The sequence below is a fragment of the Magnetospirillum sp. XM-1 genome (genome assembly GCF_001511835.1).
Lineage (GTDB): Bacteria > Pseudomonadota > Alphaproteobacteria > Rhodospirillales > Magnetospirillaceae > Phaeospirillum.
The window spans coordinates 1,650,752-1,666,170 of the sequence record NZ_LN997848.1 but is presented as its reverse complement, the minus strand read 5'-3'; the positions used below and the strand labels follow the sequence as shown (position 1 = coordinate 1,666,170).

Sequence of the window (15,419 nt, the reverse complement as noted above, 5' to 3'; positions counted from 1 at the left end):
CCTGGCTGGGACCAGGGGGTGAAAATGCTGTGACCATTCTGTGATCGACAGCACGCCTTGTCCCCGATCCGTTCTCCCTGTAGTCTCCGGCCATGTCCGCGCCGTCCCGCATAGTGCTGCCCCATGTCCCGGTGCTGGTCGCCGGAATCCGGGGCGCGGTGGCGCTGGAGCCCGACGGCGAGTTCAGGCGTCTTTCCCGCACGGAAGCAGCCCGTTACGCCAGAAACGAAAGCCCGCTGGTCTGCCACGGCCCGGCGGTCGGGGCGCGGCTGGGCATCGACGATTTCCTGCGCCTCGACATTCTTGAACTCTTCGCCTTCGTGCGCCCCGCCCGCTTCTGCCTGCCCACCCCGCGCGGGCTGGCCGACGCCATGGGGCTGCCCCATCCCGCCGATCTGGAGGACGAGGCCGAGGCGCTGATGACCGGCACCCGCCGCCTGCTGGAGGAGCTGGCGGCGCGGACCAATGCCGACACCGCCGCCAAGGCCGTCGATACGCGCGGGCTGGCCTGGATGATGGCCCGGGGCGGCTGGGGCTGGGGCAACGCGGTGCTGGCCGCGCTGGGCGTCCAGGGCGATTCGGGACGCGGCGGCGGCGCGCTTCGCGTCTGGGACCGCCTGCCCGAGTGGAGCGAATATGCCCCCGAGCCGCCCCCCGGCAATATCCCCGTGGACCCGGCCGAGACCCGGTCGCGGCTGGCCCAGATGCTGGGCGAAGGGGCCGAGCAGCGCCCCACCCAGGCCGATTACGCCTCGGCCGTCAGCCAGGCCTTCCTGCCGCGCGAGGCCGAAGCCCACCCCCATCTGGTGCTGGCCGAGGCCGGCACCGGCACCGGCAAGACGCTGGGCTACATCGCCCCCGCCGGGCTGTGGGCCGAGAAGAACGGCGCGCCGGTCTGGATATCCACCCACACCCGCAACCTGCAGCGCCAGCTGGACGGCGAGCTGGACCGCCTGTTCCCCAATCCGCACGACAAGGCGCGCAAGGTGGTGATCAGGAAGGGCCGCGAGAACTATGCCTGCCTGCTGAACTACGAGGAGATGGTCACCCGCAACCGCAGCCAGGATGCGGCCGCCCTGGGGCTGATGGCCCGCTGGCTGCTGGCGACCAGGGACGGCGACATGGTGGGCGGCGACTTCCCCGGCTGGCTGACCGAGGTGCTGGGCCGCGCCCGCACGTTAGGGATAGCCGACCGGCGGGGCGAGTGCATCTTCTCGGCCTGCGTCCATTACCGCAAATGCTTCATCGAGCGCGCCGTGCGCCGGGCGAGGCGCGCCGACATCGTGGTGGCCAACCACGCCTTGGTGATGATCCAGGCGGCACTGGGCGGCCTGGACGACGGCACCCAGCCGACGCGGCTGGTGTTCGACGAGGGCCACCACGTCTTCGACGCCGCCGATTCCGCCTTTTCCGCCCACCTGACCGGTCTGGAGGCCGCCGAGGTGCGGCGCTGGATCCTGGGCCCCGAGGGCGAGATGGCGTCCCGGTCCCGCGCCCGCGGGCTGCACCGCCGGGCCGAGGATCTGGTGGGCGGGTCGGAAGACGCCATCGCCGCGCTCGACGCCGCCCTGGCCGCCGCCCGCGCCCTGCCCGGCCCCGGTTGGCTGGTGCGCATCACCGAGGGCGAGCCCCAGGGACCGGCCGAAGCCTTCCTGGCCCTGGCGCGCCGTCAGGTCTATGCCCGCGCCGCCCATCCCGATTCCCCCTACAGCCTGGAAACCGAGATCACCGCCCCCATCGAGGGCCTTCCGCAAGCGGCCGGAGCCCTGGCCGGAGCGCTGGGCCGCGTCGCCCTGCCGCTGCAGGTGCTGGCCAAGGCGCTGGCCGCCCTGCTGGACGACGAGGCGGCCGAGTTGGAAACCGCCACCCGGTCCCGCATCGAAGGCATCTGCCGCTCCATCGAGCGCCGGGTGCTGATGCCGCTGGCCGGGTGGAAGGGCATGCTGGACGGCATCGTCCAGGGCGGCTCCATCGACCGGCAGTACATCGACTGGTTCTCGGTGGACAGGATCGACGGGCGCGACATGGATGTGGGCATGCACCGCCACTGGATCGACCCGACCCAGCCCTTCGCCAAGGCCGTTGTCGAGCCGGCCCACGGCATCGTCGTCACCTCGGCGACGCTCAAGGACGGATCGGGCGACGTGGAGACCGACTGGCGGGCGGCCGAGCGGCGCACCGGGGCCATCCATCTGCAATCGGCCCCGATCCGCGCCGAGGTGGCCTCGCCCTTCGACTATCCCGCCCGCACCAAGGTTCTGATCGTCACCGACGTGCGCAAGGACGACATGGACCAGGTGGCGGCCGCCTACCGCGAGCTGTTCCTGGCCGCCGGCGGCGGAGCGCTGGGCCTGTTCACCGCCATCTCGCGCCTCAAAGCCGTGCACAAGCGCATCAGCGCGCCGCTGGAGGATGCAGGCCTGCCGCTCCTGGCCCAGCATCTGGACAACATGGACACCTCGACCCTGGTGGACATCTTCCGCGCCGAGGAGCGTTCCTGCCTGCTGGGCACCGACGCGGTCAGAGACGGCGTCGACGTGCCCGGCCGCTCGCTCCACCTGATCGTCTTCGACCGGGTGCCGTGGCCGCGCCCCGACATCCTGCACAAGGCCCGCCGGGCCGAGTTCGGCGGGCGGGCCTATGACGACATGATCACCCGGCTGCGCCTCAAGCAGGCCTTTGGCCGGCTGGTGCGCCGCGCCGACGACCGGGGCGTCTTCGTCCTGCTGGACCCCATGATGCCGAGCCGCCTGTTCGGAGCCTTTCCCCCGGGCGTCGAGCCGCTGAAAGTCGGCCTCGCCGAAGCGGTCAGGCAATGCCGTCAACTCCTGGAGACCACCGATCCATAAAATTTTACGGAAATTTCCCGCGTCTTTTTCTTAATTCCTAAGTATTAAATTTCTACTCCTAATGAATAATTGTTTATTCAGGCAGTTACCTTAGGTATAATCTTCTCGTGAACCGAGCGGCAGAAGTGCCCGCCCGTAATTTTTGAGAAGCAGAGGCGTCCATGACGCTCCGAACCCAAGACTGCACATTCCGATTGGTCTCGGACACCGGACAACGCTTGATCGATGCGAACAATCCGGAAGCATTGATCCAGTTCACCCGTGAAATTCTGTCCTGCCAGCGCCTCAAGGAGTGCGAGTTCGGCGACTACTGCACCATCCTGAGCGCCTCGCTGCTGGCCGAACATGACCGCCACCCTCATGAGATGGTTCCCGGCTGACTTTCGCCCTATCACCGTTGACAAGCATGCCTAAAGTCACATCTGATGAAGGGTGGGAAATGCCTTTGGCATGTATGTTGGGCGGGGGCCGGAATGATCGTATGGCGCGATGCCATGTCCGTTGGAGCGCCGGCACTGGATGCCGACCACAAGCGGCTGATTGATCTGATCAACATGACGGAGCAATGGATCGGCCAGGACAACTGGCGTCAGGTCTCGACCGTCACCGACGAATTGCTGCGCTACGTGGACGAGCATTTCCGCCGCGAGGAAGCGGTGATGGCCGCCACCAAGTATCCCGACATCGATGCGCACAAGAAGGGCCACGAGGCCCTGGCCTTCAAGGCCAAGCTGCTGCACGACAAGTTCAAGGCCGCCACCCTGGACGAGGATCTGAAGACCTGTTCCCAGGTGCTGATCCGGGTGCTCACCGACTGGCTCGTCACCCATATCCTCAAGGAGGATATGAAGTACAAGTCCTGCATTCCCAAGAAGGCACCGCCTCCCCCGCCGCCGGCGCCCGTCATGGAGATGTATTCCGGCCTGCCGCCCAAGAGCGACGACGAGGCCGAGCGCAAGGCCCGGCGCGAGGCGCGCAACAAGGACATCGAATACGAACTGCCGCCCAACCTGGCCCACCTGCTGAAACGCCTGGACTACGTGGTGCCGGAACTTCCCGAGCCCGGCGCCAAGTTCGAGAGCTTCGACAAGCTGTGCGAAGCGGCCATCGGACGGCGCATCGACAAGGTGCTGGTGTTCTTCCAGCGCCACAATCCGGCGCTGAGGCGGGAATTGCCGCCCTTCTTCCTGGCGTCGCCCGAATTCGCCGAGAAGTTCAAGGCGGCGGTGACCAAGCTGATCTTCCCCACCATCTGGGAAAGCCGCAATATCCGCATGCTGGCCACCAGCTACGAATGGGCCGAGGACGACACCGACAGCTTCTGGGACCACGTCACCAAGCCCCTGGAAGACAGCATCCTCCAGGGCTGGAACAGCGGCTGGGACGAGTTGAAGCTGGTGGAGACCAAGAAGCCCGACGGCACCAAGGTCTTCCAGGTCAAGGACAACACCAAGGCCTTGCGCGAGATGCTCACCCCGTCCTCGCCCGAGGCCTACGACATCCCCAAGATCGGCAACCGCGAGATCGAGACGCTGCGTTCGCTGCTCGACCCCAGGAACGACTGGTGGAAGCGCCTCAACCACGCCTGGCGCATCTGCCACGACCTCTACGAGCAGGAAAAGGACCCGCGCATCTTCCAGCAGAAGGCCCGCGAGGGAGCGCTGCGCGACAACCTGCTGGGCGCCTTCGCCAAGTTCCCGCCGGAATGGGGCGACTTCCTGGTCCTGGCCTGCCACCGGGTGTTTCCCCGCGTGTCGTCGGCCTTCCTGGAAAGCTTCGTCAGCAATTTCGGCACCACCGAGGGGCAGCGCGAACTGCACGTCCCCTACACGGTGCGCTATCTCCGCCAGGTCAAGGAGGACCCGGACATCTGGCTGCGCGAGCGCAATGCCGAGCAGGAATGGCAGAGCCAGATGAAGGAGCTTTCCAACTACCTCGCCCATCGCGAGGCCGAGGAAGTGGAGAAGCGGCGCTGAGCTCCCATGCGCCGCACCGCGATTGACGCAGCCCTCCCCGAAGACTAGCTTTCCGCTCTTCACTTGTTTGAACGGAAAGTAGAACCCATGTCCTCCGACCCTCGCGACCTCGCCCGCTCCGCTACCGCCTGGCCCTTCCAGGAAGCCCGCGCCCTGCTGGACGAGCGTCTGAAAGGCAAAGCGCCGGACAAGGGCTACGTGCTGTTCGAGACCGGCTACGGCCCCTCGGGCCTGCCCCATATCGGCACCTTCGGCGAAGTGGCGCGCACCACCATGGTGCGCCGCGCCTTCGCGCTGCTGGCCCCCGAGATCCCCACCCGCCTGTTCGCCTTCTCCGACGACATGGACGGGCTGCGCAAGGTGCCCGACAACATCCCCAACAAGGAGATGGTGGCCAAGCACCTGGGCAAGCCGCTGACCCGGATTCCCGATCCCTTCGGCACCCATGAAAGCTTCGGGCATCACAACAATGCGCGGCTGTGCTCGTTCCTCGACGCCTTCGGCTTCGAATACGAGTTCCAGTCGGCCACCGACTGGTACACCTCGGGCCGCTTCGACGCCGCCCTCTTAGGTGTGCTCAAGCATTACGACCAGGTGATCAACGTGGTGCTGCCGACGCTGGGCGACGAGCGCCGCGCCACCTATTCCCCCTTCCTGCCCGTCTGCCCGGAAACCGGCGTCGTGCTGCAGGTGCCGGTGATCGAGCGCAACGTCGAGGCCGGCACCATCGTCTACCAGCGCGAAGACGGCAAGAAGGTCGAGACCCCGGTCACCGGCGGCGCTTGCAAGCTGCAATGGAAGGCCGATTGGGGCATGCGCTGGGTGGCCTTGGGCGTTGATTACGAGATGAGCGGCAAGGACCTGATCCCCTCGGTCCAGCTATCGACCCGCATCGCCTCGATCCTGGGCGGCAAGGCACCCATGAACCTGACCTACGAGCTGTTCCTGGACGACCAGGGCCAGAAGATCTCCAAGTCCAAGGGCAACGGACTGGCCGTCGAGGACTGGCTGAAATACGCGCCGCAGGAAAGCCTGTCGCTGTTCATGTACCAGAAGCCCAAGACCGCCAAGCGCCTCTATTTCGACGTCATTCCGCGCGCCGTGGACGAGTATCTGGCCTATCTGGGCAAGTTCTCTGGGGAAGAGCCGGGCAACAAGCTGGACAATCCGGTGTGGCACATCCACGGCGGCAAGCCGCCGGCCGAGGACGCCCACCTGTCGTTCAACATCCTGTTGAACCTGGTCAGCGTCTGCCACTCGGACGATCCAGCGGTGATCTGGGGCTTCATCAAGCGCTACGCGCCGGGCGCCGCGCCCGAGACCGCCCCCATCCTCAACGGGCTGGTGGGCTATGCCATCGCCTATTACCGCGACTTCGTCCTGCCCAACAAGACCTACCGCAAGGCCAATCCCGACGAGGTGGACGCCTTCACCGCGCTGAAAACCGGCCTGGAGGCCCTGTCGGCCGACGCGTCGGTCGAGGATATCCAGAACCTGGTCTACGAGATCGGCAAGCGCCCCTGCTTCGCCGACCTCAAGGCCTGGTTCAAGGCCTGCTACGAGGTGCTGCTGGGCAACGACCAGGGCCCGCGCATGGGCAGCTTCATCAAGCTGTTCGGCGTCGCCGAGACCATCGCCCTGCTGGACAAGGCGATCAAGGGCGAGGACATGTAGGACGTTTCGCGGCGACATGGACTAAATCCATGTCGCCCTTCGCGACATGGCCGGGCTTGACCCGGCCATCCACTTAGAGCCGTTTGGCCTTATCCCGGATGGAGCCGCGTGGATGCCCGGAACAAGGCCGGGCATGACAAGAGCGGATTAACGCCCTAAAGCCCCTTCTCGAAATCCGCGGGCGCCCGCAGATAGGCGCCGAACACGTCGGGAAGCTTGGCCCGCAGGTCGGAATCCGGATCGTCCTGATCCAGTTTCCACATCTTGATCTTCTCGCAGAACATCTTGATCAGCTTCTTGTTGCCGGGAACGCCGAAAATCTCGGCGAAGATCGACTCGCCCAGCTTCTGCGTGCCGATTTCGAGAAAGATGGGAATCTGCGAATAGCTGAGGAAACGGACGATCTGGTTGATGGACTCGCCCGACAGGATGTGCAGATGGCTGGCCAGCTGCTCCAGATCCTTGGCGTTCTGGACCTCCATGGCCTCGAGGCGGTCGCAATCGACGCACATTTCCCAGAACTTCTCGCCCATCTTGTCGTAGACGGTGCCGTGCAGGTAGTCGTAGCGGTCCTTGCCCAGGAAGGCCACGCCCTTGGCGGCCAGCGGCTGGGTGTCGAGCATCTCGCGCATCATGTCGTCGGACAGGATGCGCTTGGCCGAATCCATGGAATGGCGGCCGATATCGGCCAGGGCGGCGATGCCTTCGGCGGTGCGCAGCGTGGTGACGCCCCGGCCCATCTCGCGGATCAGCTTGACCGGCAGTTCGGCGAAGCAGGGGATCAGCGGCACCTGCCAGTCGTAATCCAGGTAGTCCTTGATGGCGCCATAGAACTGGTCGGCCTGGGTGGGCGACGACTTGGGCACCTCCATGTCGCCCCACTTGCCCGAGACCAGGGACTGGATCTTCTCCAGCAGGGTCTTGGGCTCCTTCTTGGGCGCCACCGGGGCGGCGGGCTTGTCGGCGGTGCCGAAGCGCTTTTCCGCATAGGCCTTGGCGCCCGAACGCACCACCATGGAGATGACCTGGTCCAGCGAGCGGTCGCAGCGCAGCAGGCCGTCATCGGTGGTGACCGGGTTGCCGTCCTTGTCCACCAGCAGGTCCTGGAACTGGTCGCGCTTGGTCTTGACCAGCTGCATGCAGGCGTAAAGCAGGTCCGGCGTGGCCAGCACGGCGGAATACGGATTGGGGAAGGCGGCCAGGGCGGGAATCAGCTGGGTGACGCGGGCGGTCACCGGCCCCTTGATGGTGGTGACGATTTCCTTGCGGTTGGCCGCATCCTTGTCGAGCGGCTTGGCCGCGGGCTTCGCGCTCCCGGACATGATCTTCCCCTCTTATTCCCGGCAGGCCGATACATCGACCTGCCTATTGTCCCTCGCCGGGCGCGGGCCCTAAGCCCGCTTGGCCGCCGCCCCAACGGCGGCCTGCGACCGGCCGGAATGTTCGGTTAAAACGCCGGCTGGCTGGATCACTCGCCCAGCATCGTCGCCGGCAGCTGGTTCATCTTGGACAGCAGATATTCCAGGTCGTCATTCTCGAAATCGACGCCCAGATCGCCGTACTGCGTCAAGATGCGCTCGATCATGCGCCGGGAGAACCGCTCGCGGTCATTGGGGCCGCCGTCGTATTCCATCTCGTAGGACACGTCGATGGCGGCGCGCATGGCGGCGTAGAACGCCTTGGGCAGGCCCGCCTTCTCGAACAGGGCCTCGAAGCCGCGCTTGCCGGCGTCGTGGATCAGGGTGCGGCAGTTCTCCACCTTGATCTTGGCCAGCTTGGCGATGGCGACCTCGAAGAAGGTCAGGTCGCCCATGCACACGGCGCGCAGCATGATGGACGGCGTCAGGCGCCCCACATTGTAGAGGTGGCCCACCAGCTGGGCGACGTCGCCTTCGGAATTGGACAGACCGAGCACCGCCAGCTCGCGCGCCTGGATCATCATGGCGGCGGCGGCCTCGGGCGTGAGGTCGGGGCGCGCCATCAGATGCTGGCGCAGGTTCTCCGACACCTTGGTCATCAGGCGCTCGGCCACCGTGATGGGCAGCACCTTGCGCTCGACCAGGGACTGCCCCACCTGCTCGGACTCGCCGTAGCGGTCGACCACGCGGGTCAGGGTGTTCTCGGTCAGCTCGGCGCCCTCGTTGGACACCAGGGTGGCCACGGCGGCCTCGTTGCCGGTATCGACCAGGGCGTCGGCCAGGGTGGCGGAAACATGGGCACGGCCGGCGACGGCCACCTGCTTTTCCGGGCTCTGGCTGCGGACGATCTCGATCAGGTCCTCGTCGGTGAGCACGTCCGAGAACTGCAGCATGGGCAGCGACACGTCCTCGACGTCGCGGGCCAGCGACAGCGCCACGTCATGGGGAACCGTCGGGTTCTCCTTGAGCTGGCGGGCCAGCGCCTCGCGCACGCGGACTTCCGCGTCGCGAACCATGAGCCGGAAGATATCCTCGGCCAGCTTGCGCTCGCCATCGCTCAACCCCTGGTGCTGAGACGCGATCTTGTCGGCGATTTCGGCACGCACGTCCCCGGTCGGATTGGAGAGCAAGCGCTTGACGTCTTCTTCGTTGAGCTTCTGGTCCACGGCTGTGTTCTCTTGCCCCTTTGGGCGGACTATACAATGCTTCCCTCGCCCTGAACAGGCGGGAAGCCTTAATGGAAGTGACTTACATCATATCAGACAAAAACGCGCCCAGCACCTGTGGGGCGAGCGTTTCCAGACCGGCGGCGCAGCGCCCGGTGTCGGCGCGCAATTTGGGCACCGTCAACCCAGGGACTCCGCCGATCTCGCAGGCATGGCCGATGAACCAGCGTTCCAGCCCCGCCCCGGTGGCCTCCACGTGGAATTGCAGCCCAAGCGCCGCCTTGCCCCAGGAAAAGGCCTGGTTGCGGGTGATGGACGTCGAGGCCAGCAGCGTCGCGCCCTCGGGAAGGTCGAAGGTGTCGCCATGCCAGTGCAGCACCGGCACCCCGTCCAGGACCGCCAGGGGGGAGTTCCGCCCGGCCTCGGTCAGGTCCAGCGCCGACCAGCCGATTTCCTTGACGCCCCCGTTGGGATAAACCCGGGCGCCCAGCGCGCGGGCCATCAGCTGGGCGCCGAGGCAGATGCCGATGGTCGGCCGTCCGGCCCGCAGGCGCGCCTCGATCAATCGCAGTTCGGAGCCGAGAAAGGGGTAGGCGTCATCCTCGTAGGCGCCGATGGGGCCGCCCAGGATCACCAGCAGATCGATGGCGGGCTCGTCCAGGGCGGCGAAATCGTCGAGACCGGCCTCCACATAGCGGACGCCATAGCCCGCCGCCGCCAGCCTCGCCTCGAAGCTGCCCAGGTCCTCGAACGCCACATGACGGATGGCGACGCAGGTCTTCATGTTCCCCCCATCCGAAGATCAGGCTCCGACCAGCCCCGCCCTGATCGGAGCCTCTTCATACCCGACTGCCTCACCTGCGTCGAGGCAGCCTTAAGCCAGAGGCGAGGATCAGGCGGCCCGCACCTCCTTCAGGAAGGTCTCGATGGTCGAACGCAGATTGGACGATTGCTCGGCCAGGGTGCGCGACGCCTCCAGCACCTCGCGCGACGAAACGCCGGTCTGATCGGCGGCGTCCTGCACCTGGACCACGTTGCCCGACACTTCGGCGGTGCCGGCGGCGGCCTGCTCGACGTTGCGGGCGATCTCCTGGGTGGCGGCGCTCTGTTCCTCCACCGCGGCGGCCACGTCGCCGGAAATCTGCCCGATCTCCTCGATGACCTTGACGATGGCCCCGATGGTGTCCACCACCCGATGGGTCTGGTCCTGGATGGCGGCGATCTGCAGTCCGATCTCGTCGGTGGCGCGCGCCGTCTGGTTGGCCAGATTCTTCACCTCGCCCGCCACCACGGCGAAGCCCTTGCCCGCCTCGCCGGCCCTAGCCGCCTCGATGGTGGCGTTGAGCGCCAGCAGGTTGGTCTGGCTGGCGATGTCGGTGATGAGGTTGATCACCTCGCCGATCTTCTGGGCGGTATCGGCCAGTTGGCCGACCACCTCGCCCGCCTTGGAGGCCTCGCCCACCGCGTCCTGGGAGATGGAGGAGGAATGGGCCACCTGGCGGCCGATCTCGTTGATGGAGCCCGACAGCTCCTCGGCGGCGGCGGCGACGGTCTGGACGTTGACCGAGGCCTCCTCCGAGGCGGCGGCCACCGAGGTGGCCTGATGGCTGGTCTGGGCGGCGGTGGCGCTCATGGCCCCGGCGGTGGCCTGCAACTGGCCGGCGGCGGCGGCCACCTGCTGCACCATGGCCGAGGCGGCGGCGTCGAATTGGCTGGTCAGCCGCTCGATGCGCAGGCCCCGCTGGCGGGCGGCCTCGTCGGCCTGCCTCTGCTTTTCCTCCAGCTCGCGCTGGCGGATCAGATTGGCGCGGAAGACCTCCATGGCGGCCGCCATCTCGCCCACCTCGTCGGCGCGGCTGGCGGCGGGAATGACCACGCTGGTGTCGCCCTTGGACAGATTGTCCATGGCCCCGGTCATGGCCACCAGCGGCGGCACGATGGAGGCGGCGGTGCGCTGGGCGGTGATCATGGCGGCGGCCAGTCCGGCGATCAGGGACACGACAGCCACGGTGATCATCATGCTGACGAGGCCGGAGACCTCCTTGGCGTCCTGGTCGAGCATCTGCTTCTGGTTGTCGATCATGCCGCCCGAACGCTTGCCGTCGGCACCCTTCTCGCCCTCGAACAGGACCACCAGACGGCGAATCTTGGGGGCCGTCTCCTTGGGCATGGCCTCGGCCGCCTCCTTGGTGGCGCCCATGGCCTCGATCCGTCCCTGGGCGTCATGGAGCTCGATCAGCAAGGTGCGGGCCTCGCGCCAGAAGTCGGCGTTCTTGGCATTGGTGAACCGGGTGGCCAGCCTGTCCATCTCGGCGATGTTGCCCATCAGGGCGGTCCAGGCGTCGGCGCGCTCCACCTTGAAGCTGTCCTGCCCGGTCAGGAGATAGCCGCGCAACGCTCCCACCGAGGCGAACATCTCGTTCTCGATGGCGGCGCTGGTCTGGGCCACCGGCATGCGAACGCCGATCATGCGGTCCGCCGCCTTATCGACCCCCAGAGCCTCAAAAATGATGGTGCCCGTCACCACCGCAATCAACGCACACAGAATCCCGAACCCCAGCCAAAGACGCTTCCCGATCCTCATTCCCTTACCCCCTCGAAGTCCCCAACCCTGCCGCATCCCCACCCGATCGGGCGCGCCAAGGTCAACCAAGGTTGATATACATCAAAATACGTTACCAAAAAGTGGACTCCGAAATCCACCATATATGAGCTTCTACCTACTTATCCCGTTCTGCACTTACCCCTTTGCATCCCGGCCGAGGCAAGCGACAATCGCGCTGATGAGTGAATCGAAGACATCCTGGCTGAAAGCCGTCATCGAACCCTTGCGCCCGGTGATGCGCGAGTTGCTGGCCGCTTCGCTGTTCATCAACCTGATGGCGCTGGCGGTGCCCATCTTCGTGATGCAGGTCTACGACCGGGTGATCGGCCACAACGGCGTCGCCACGCTGAAGGGGCTGGTGATCGGGGTCGGCGTGCTGCTGGCCTTCGACTGGATCATCCGCACCTCGCGCGGGCGCATCATGCAGACGGCGGCGCTGCGCCTGGACGTGGAGATCGGCACGCGGCTGTTCGACAAGATCATGCATCTGCCGCTCAGGACGCTGGAAAGCCGCCCGGCCTCGTTCTGGCAGACCCTGTTCCGCGACGTGGACACCATCCGCAACACGGTGTCGGGCTCCACCGCCGTGCTGCTGACCGACCTGCCCTTCGTGCTGATCTTCCTGGGCGTGATCTTCATCATCGGCCGCCCGCTGGCCCTGGTGTTCATCCTGCTGTTCGTGGCCTTCCTGGTGCTGGCCTGGAAGTCCGGCGGCGCCATGAGGGAGAGCACCGGCAAGGAGAAGAACGTCCAGCAGGCCAGGGACGGGCTGGTGGCCGAGATTATCGCCGGGCGCGCCACGGTCAAGGCGGTGGCCTTGGACCGCGCCATCCGTCCCATTTGGGAGGAAAAGCAGGCCGGCGCCATCGAGCAGTCCATCCAGCGCGGCGCCACCAATGACGAATACGTCAATCTCGGCCAGATGCTGACCATGCTGGGCAGCGTGCTGCTGACCACGGTGGGCGCGGTGTTCATCATGGATCACGAGCTGACCATGGGTGCGCTGGTGGCGTGCAACATGCTGTCGTCGCGCCTCTACGGCCCCATCAACCAGCTGGTGGGCGCCTGGAAGAGCTTTTCCTCGTTCCGCCAGTCGGTGGACCGCCTGGGCGAGATTTACGCCGAGGAGGAGGAGCGCCGCCACAGCGCCATCACCCGCGAGCGCCCCACCGGGCTGATCACCCTGGAAGACATCTCCTTCGCCTACGACCAGAAATCCCAGGCGGCGTCCTCCATCGACCGCCTGGAGATCCGCCCCGGCGGCATCACCGCCGTGCTGGGCCGCAACGGCTCGGGCAAGACCACGCTGTTGAAGATCATCCTGGGCCTCTACCACCCGGCCAAGGGCCGCGTGCTGCTGGATGGCGCCGACATCGCCCAGTTCACCCGCGCCGAACTGGCGGGCTGGATGGGCTATGTGCCGCAGGAATGCGTGCTGTTCAACGCCTCCATCCGCGACAACATCGTCTACGGCAGCCCCGGCGCCAGTGACGAACAGATCCTGGCCGCCGCCAAGATCGCCGGCGTGCATCAGTATATCGTCGACCTGCCCGACGGCTACGGCACCTCCATCGGCGAGGCCGGGTCGCGGCTGTCGGCGGGCCAGCGCCAGCGCATCGCCATCGCCCGCGCCCTGCTGGGCGATCCGCCGGTGCTGCTGCTCGACGAGCCCTCGGCCAGCCTGGACCGCCAGGCCGAGGAAGATTTGCGCGCCACCCTGGCCGAACTGGGCAAGACCCGCACGGTGATCATCGTCACCCATTCGCCGGTGCTGCTGCCCATCTGCCGCGACGTGGTGGTGCTGGACAAGGGCGCGGTCGCCGCCGCCGGCCCGGCGGCCGAGACCTTGCAGCGCCTGTTCGGAGCCCGGCCCCAGCAAGCGGCGCAAGCTCCGTCGCATCAGCCGCATCACCCCCATCAGCCGCACCACCCGCCGCATGTGGTGGCCCAGCCGGCCCAGCCCCTGGGTGGCGGCGTCCATATCGGCGTGGGGGGCAAGCCATGACCCAGACGCCCCCCGCCCCGCCGCCGCAAGAACCGCTCGGCCAGATCACCCCGGTCCAGGTTCCTGCCGACCAGGCAATTCCCGGAACGCCGCCACCGCCCCAGGTGCAGATGTCCCAGGAACAGCTGATGCAGGCCATGGCCGCCATGATGGGCGGCGGCGGAATGCCCGGCGGGCCGCCCGGCGGCCAGAAGGGGCCGCCGCCCACCACGGTGCAGTCCCTGCTGGGGGCCTTGCGCACCTTCTGGAAGGTCACCCGCTGGCTGCTGGCCGCCCCCGAAAGCCCCGAGACCGCGCCCAAGGGCCCGCTGGCCTGGCCGCGCCGCATCCTGATCGGCACCCGCGACTGGTTCCTGCCGGCGCTGAACCCCATCGGCCCGGCCCCGCTGCAGGACTACCACGCGCCGGAATTCGGCTCGCGCCTTTATGGCCTGGCCAATTCCTATCCGCTGCCCACCTGGCGGCCGCTGGCCCGGGTGGTGATGACGCTGACCGCCATCTTCGTGGTCTGGTCCTTCGCCGCCCACCTGGACGAGGTGGCCATCGCCGAGGGCGAGATCGTGCCCGAGGGCAAGGTCAAGGTCATCCAGCACCTGGAAGGCGGCGTGATCCGCGAGATCATGGTCACCGACGGCGCCGAGGTGAAGGAGGGCGCGCCGCTGATCCTGCTGGACCTGCCGGTCAGCTCGCTCAACAAGGAGGAACTGCAGGCCCGCATGGACGGCTACATGCTGCAGCGCGCCCGCCTCGAGGCCGAATTGCACGAAAAGCCGGTGGTCTTTCCCGAAGAGGAGGCCAAGCGCCAGCCGGCCCTGGTGGAATCCGAGCGCCGCTCGTTCGAGGCCCGCCGGCAGGCGCTGAAGGCCACGCTGACCGTGCTCAACGACCAGGCCCGCCAGAAGAGCCTGGAGGTGCAGGAATACGAGACCAAGCAGCGCTCCATCACCACCAGCCTGCGCCTCGCCCAGGAACGGCTCGCCATGTCCACCGACCTCATCAAGTCGGGCCTGGCCTCCAAGATGGACCACGTCCAGATGCAGGCCCAGGTGGAGGATCTGAAGGGCCAGCTGGAATCGGTGCGCGCCTCCATCCCCCGCGCCCAGGCCGCCCAGGAGGAAGCCAGGGGCCGCGTCGACGAGGAAAAGGCCCGCTTCCAGCGCACCGCCCAGAGCGAGATGTCGGAAGCCGAGCTGAACATCGCGCGCACCCGCGAATTGTTCATCCAGGCCACCGACCAGCAGCGCCGCACCCTGATCAGCAGCCCCATCGAGGGCATCGTCAAGAACATGCGGTCCAACACCATCGGCGGCGTGGTGCGCCCCGGCGATCCCATCATGGAGATCGTGCCCCTGCACGAACGCCTGCAGGTGGACGCCAAGCTCAATCCCATGGACCGCGGCTACGTCCAGACCGGCCAGCGGGCCACGGTGAAGATCAGCGCCTACGACTACACCACCTATGGCGGGCTGGACGGCGACGTGATCCTGGTCGCCCCCGACACCACCGTGCCGCAGACGCCCAACGCCCAGCCCTATTACCGGGTGGTGGTGCAGACCGACCGCGCCTATATCGGCGACGAGCAGGCCAAGCGCCTGATCAGCGCCGGCATGCAGGCCACGGTGGAAATTCACACCGGCACCCGCTCGATCATGGAATTCCTGATCAAGCCGGTGATCAAGCTGCGCCACGAGGCGTTCCGGGAACGCTGAGGCGAGGATCGTGCTGG

10 protein-coding genes are annotated in these 15,419 nt (G+C 66.8%); 6 read left to right on the top strand and 4 right to left on the bottom strand.

Annotated features, from left to right (window positions below; genetic code table 11):
* The first annotated feature begins 92 nt into the window (after positions 1–92).
* From XM1_RS07765 to XM1_RS07755, 4 genes are all read left to right on the top strand, one after another.
* A complete protein-coding gene (locus XM1_RS07765) occupies positions 93–2,849 on the top strand; it encodes an ATP-dependent DNA helicase (protein WP_068432267.1) in 2,757 nt (918 codons plus the stop codon).
* 218 nt (positions 2,850–3,067) lie between these two features.
* On the top strand, positions 3,068–3,229 hold the full coding sequence (locus XM1_RS23920) for a hypothetical protein (RefSeq protein WP_156428672.1): 162 nt from the start codon (positions 3,068–3,070) through the stop codon (positions 3,227–3,229).
* A gap of 45 nt (positions 3,230–3,274) precedes the next feature.
* Positions 3,275–4,825 (top strand): bacteriohemerythrin, encoded by a 1,551-nt coding sequence (locus XM1_RS07760; protein WP_369816043.1) that lies wholly within the window; start codon positions 3,275–3,277, stop codon positions 4,823–4,825.
* An 87-nt stretch (positions 4,826–4,912) separates the two neighbouring features.
* Positions 4,913–6,499: a lysine--tRNA ligase gene (locus XM1_RS07755; RefSeq protein WP_068432261.1), complete on the top strand. Its 1,587-nt coding sequence runs from the start codon at positions 4,913–4,915 to the stop codon at positions 6,497–6,499.
* 155 nt (positions 6,500–6,654) lie between these two features.
* Here XM1_RS07755 and XM1_RS07750 read toward each other — a convergent pair whose 3' ends face one another.
* The 4 genes from XM1_RS07750 to XM1_RS25210 all read right to left on the bottom strand — a co-directional run bounded on the left by XM1_RS07750 (position 6,655) and on the right by XM1_RS25210 (position 11,667).
* On the bottom strand, positions 6,655–7,821 hold the full coding sequence (locus tag XM1_RS07750; protein ID WP_068432258.1) for a hypothetical protein: 1,167 nt from the start codon (positions 7,819–7,821) through the stop codon (positions 6,655–6,657).
* Between the two features lie 146 nt (positions 7,822–7,967).
* The gene (locus XM1_RS07745) at positions 7,968–9,083 is read right to left on the bottom strand and encodes a DUF2336 domain-containing protein (RefSeq protein ID WP_068432254.1); all 1,116 of its coding nucleotides are present in this window, start codon (positions 9,081–9,083) and stop codon (positions 7,968–7,970) included.
* A gap of 82 nt (positions 9,084–9,165) precedes the next feature.
* Complete coding sequence (locus XM1_RS07740) at positions 9,166–9,867, bottom strand: glutamine amidotransferase (RefSeq protein ID WP_068432251.1); 702 nt, start codon at positions 9,865–9,867, stop codon at positions 9,166–9,168.
* Between the two features lie 108 nt (positions 9,868–9,975).
* A complete protein-coding gene (locus XM1_RS25210; protein WP_068432248.1) occupies positions 9,976–11,667 on the bottom strand; it encodes a methyl-accepting chemotaxis protein in 1,692 nt (563 codons plus the stop codon).
* Positions 11,668–11,866: 199 nt separating this feature from the next.
* Between XM1_RS25210 and XM1_RS07730 the strand changes: the two genes are divergently transcribed.
* Together XM1_RS07730 and XM1_RS07725 are read left to right on the top strand one after the other, a co-directional pair.
* Complete coding sequence (locus XM1_RS07730) at positions 11,867–13,693, top strand: peptidase domain-containing ABC transporter (protein WP_068432245.1); 1,827 nt, start codon at positions 11,867–11,869, stop codon at positions 13,691–13,693.
* Entirely contained in the window at positions 13,690–15,402 is a 1,713-nt protein-coding gene (locus XM1_RS07725; RefSeq protein ID WP_068432242.1) for an HlyD family type I secretion periplasmic adaptor subunit, read from the top strand. The genes XM1_RS07730 and XM1_RS07725 overlap by 4 nt, the downstream gene beginning before the upstream one ends.
* The last annotated feature ends 17 nt before the right edge of the window (positions 15,403–15,419 follow it).

Coding starts and splice junctions, on each gene's coding strand:
- XM1_RS07740 (WP_068432251.1), bottom strand. CDS start 9,867: ATGAAGACCTGCGTCGCCATCCGTCATGTGGCGTTCGAGGACCTGGGC.
- XM1_RS07765 (WP_068432267.1), top strand. CDS start 93: ATGTCCGCGCCGTCCCGCATAGTGCTGCCCCATGTCCCGGTGCTGGTC.
- XM1_RS07755 (WP_068432261.1), top strand. CDS start 4,913: ATGTCCTCCGACCCTCGCGACCTCGCCCGCTCCGCTACCGCCTGGCCC.
- XM1_RS07750 (WP_068432258.1), bottom strand. CDS start 7,821: ATGTCCGGGAGCGCGAAGCCCGCGGCCAAGCCGCTCGACAAGGATGCG.
- XM1_RS07760 (WP_369816043.1), top strand. CDS start 3,275: ATGAAGGGTGGGAAATGCCTTTGGCATGTATGTTGGGCGGGGGCCGGA.
- XM1_RS25210 (WP_068432248.1), bottom strand. CDS start 11,667: ATGAGGATCGGGAAGCGTCTTTGGCTGGGGTTCGGGATTCTGTGTGCG.
- XM1_RS07725 (WP_068432242.1), top strand. CDS start 13,690: ATGACCCAGACGCCCCCCGCCCCGCCGCCGCAAGAACCGCTCGGCCAG.
- XM1_RS07730 (WP_068432245.1), top strand. CDS start 11,867: ATGAGTGAATCGAAGACATCCTGGCTGAAAGCCGTCATCGAACCCTTG.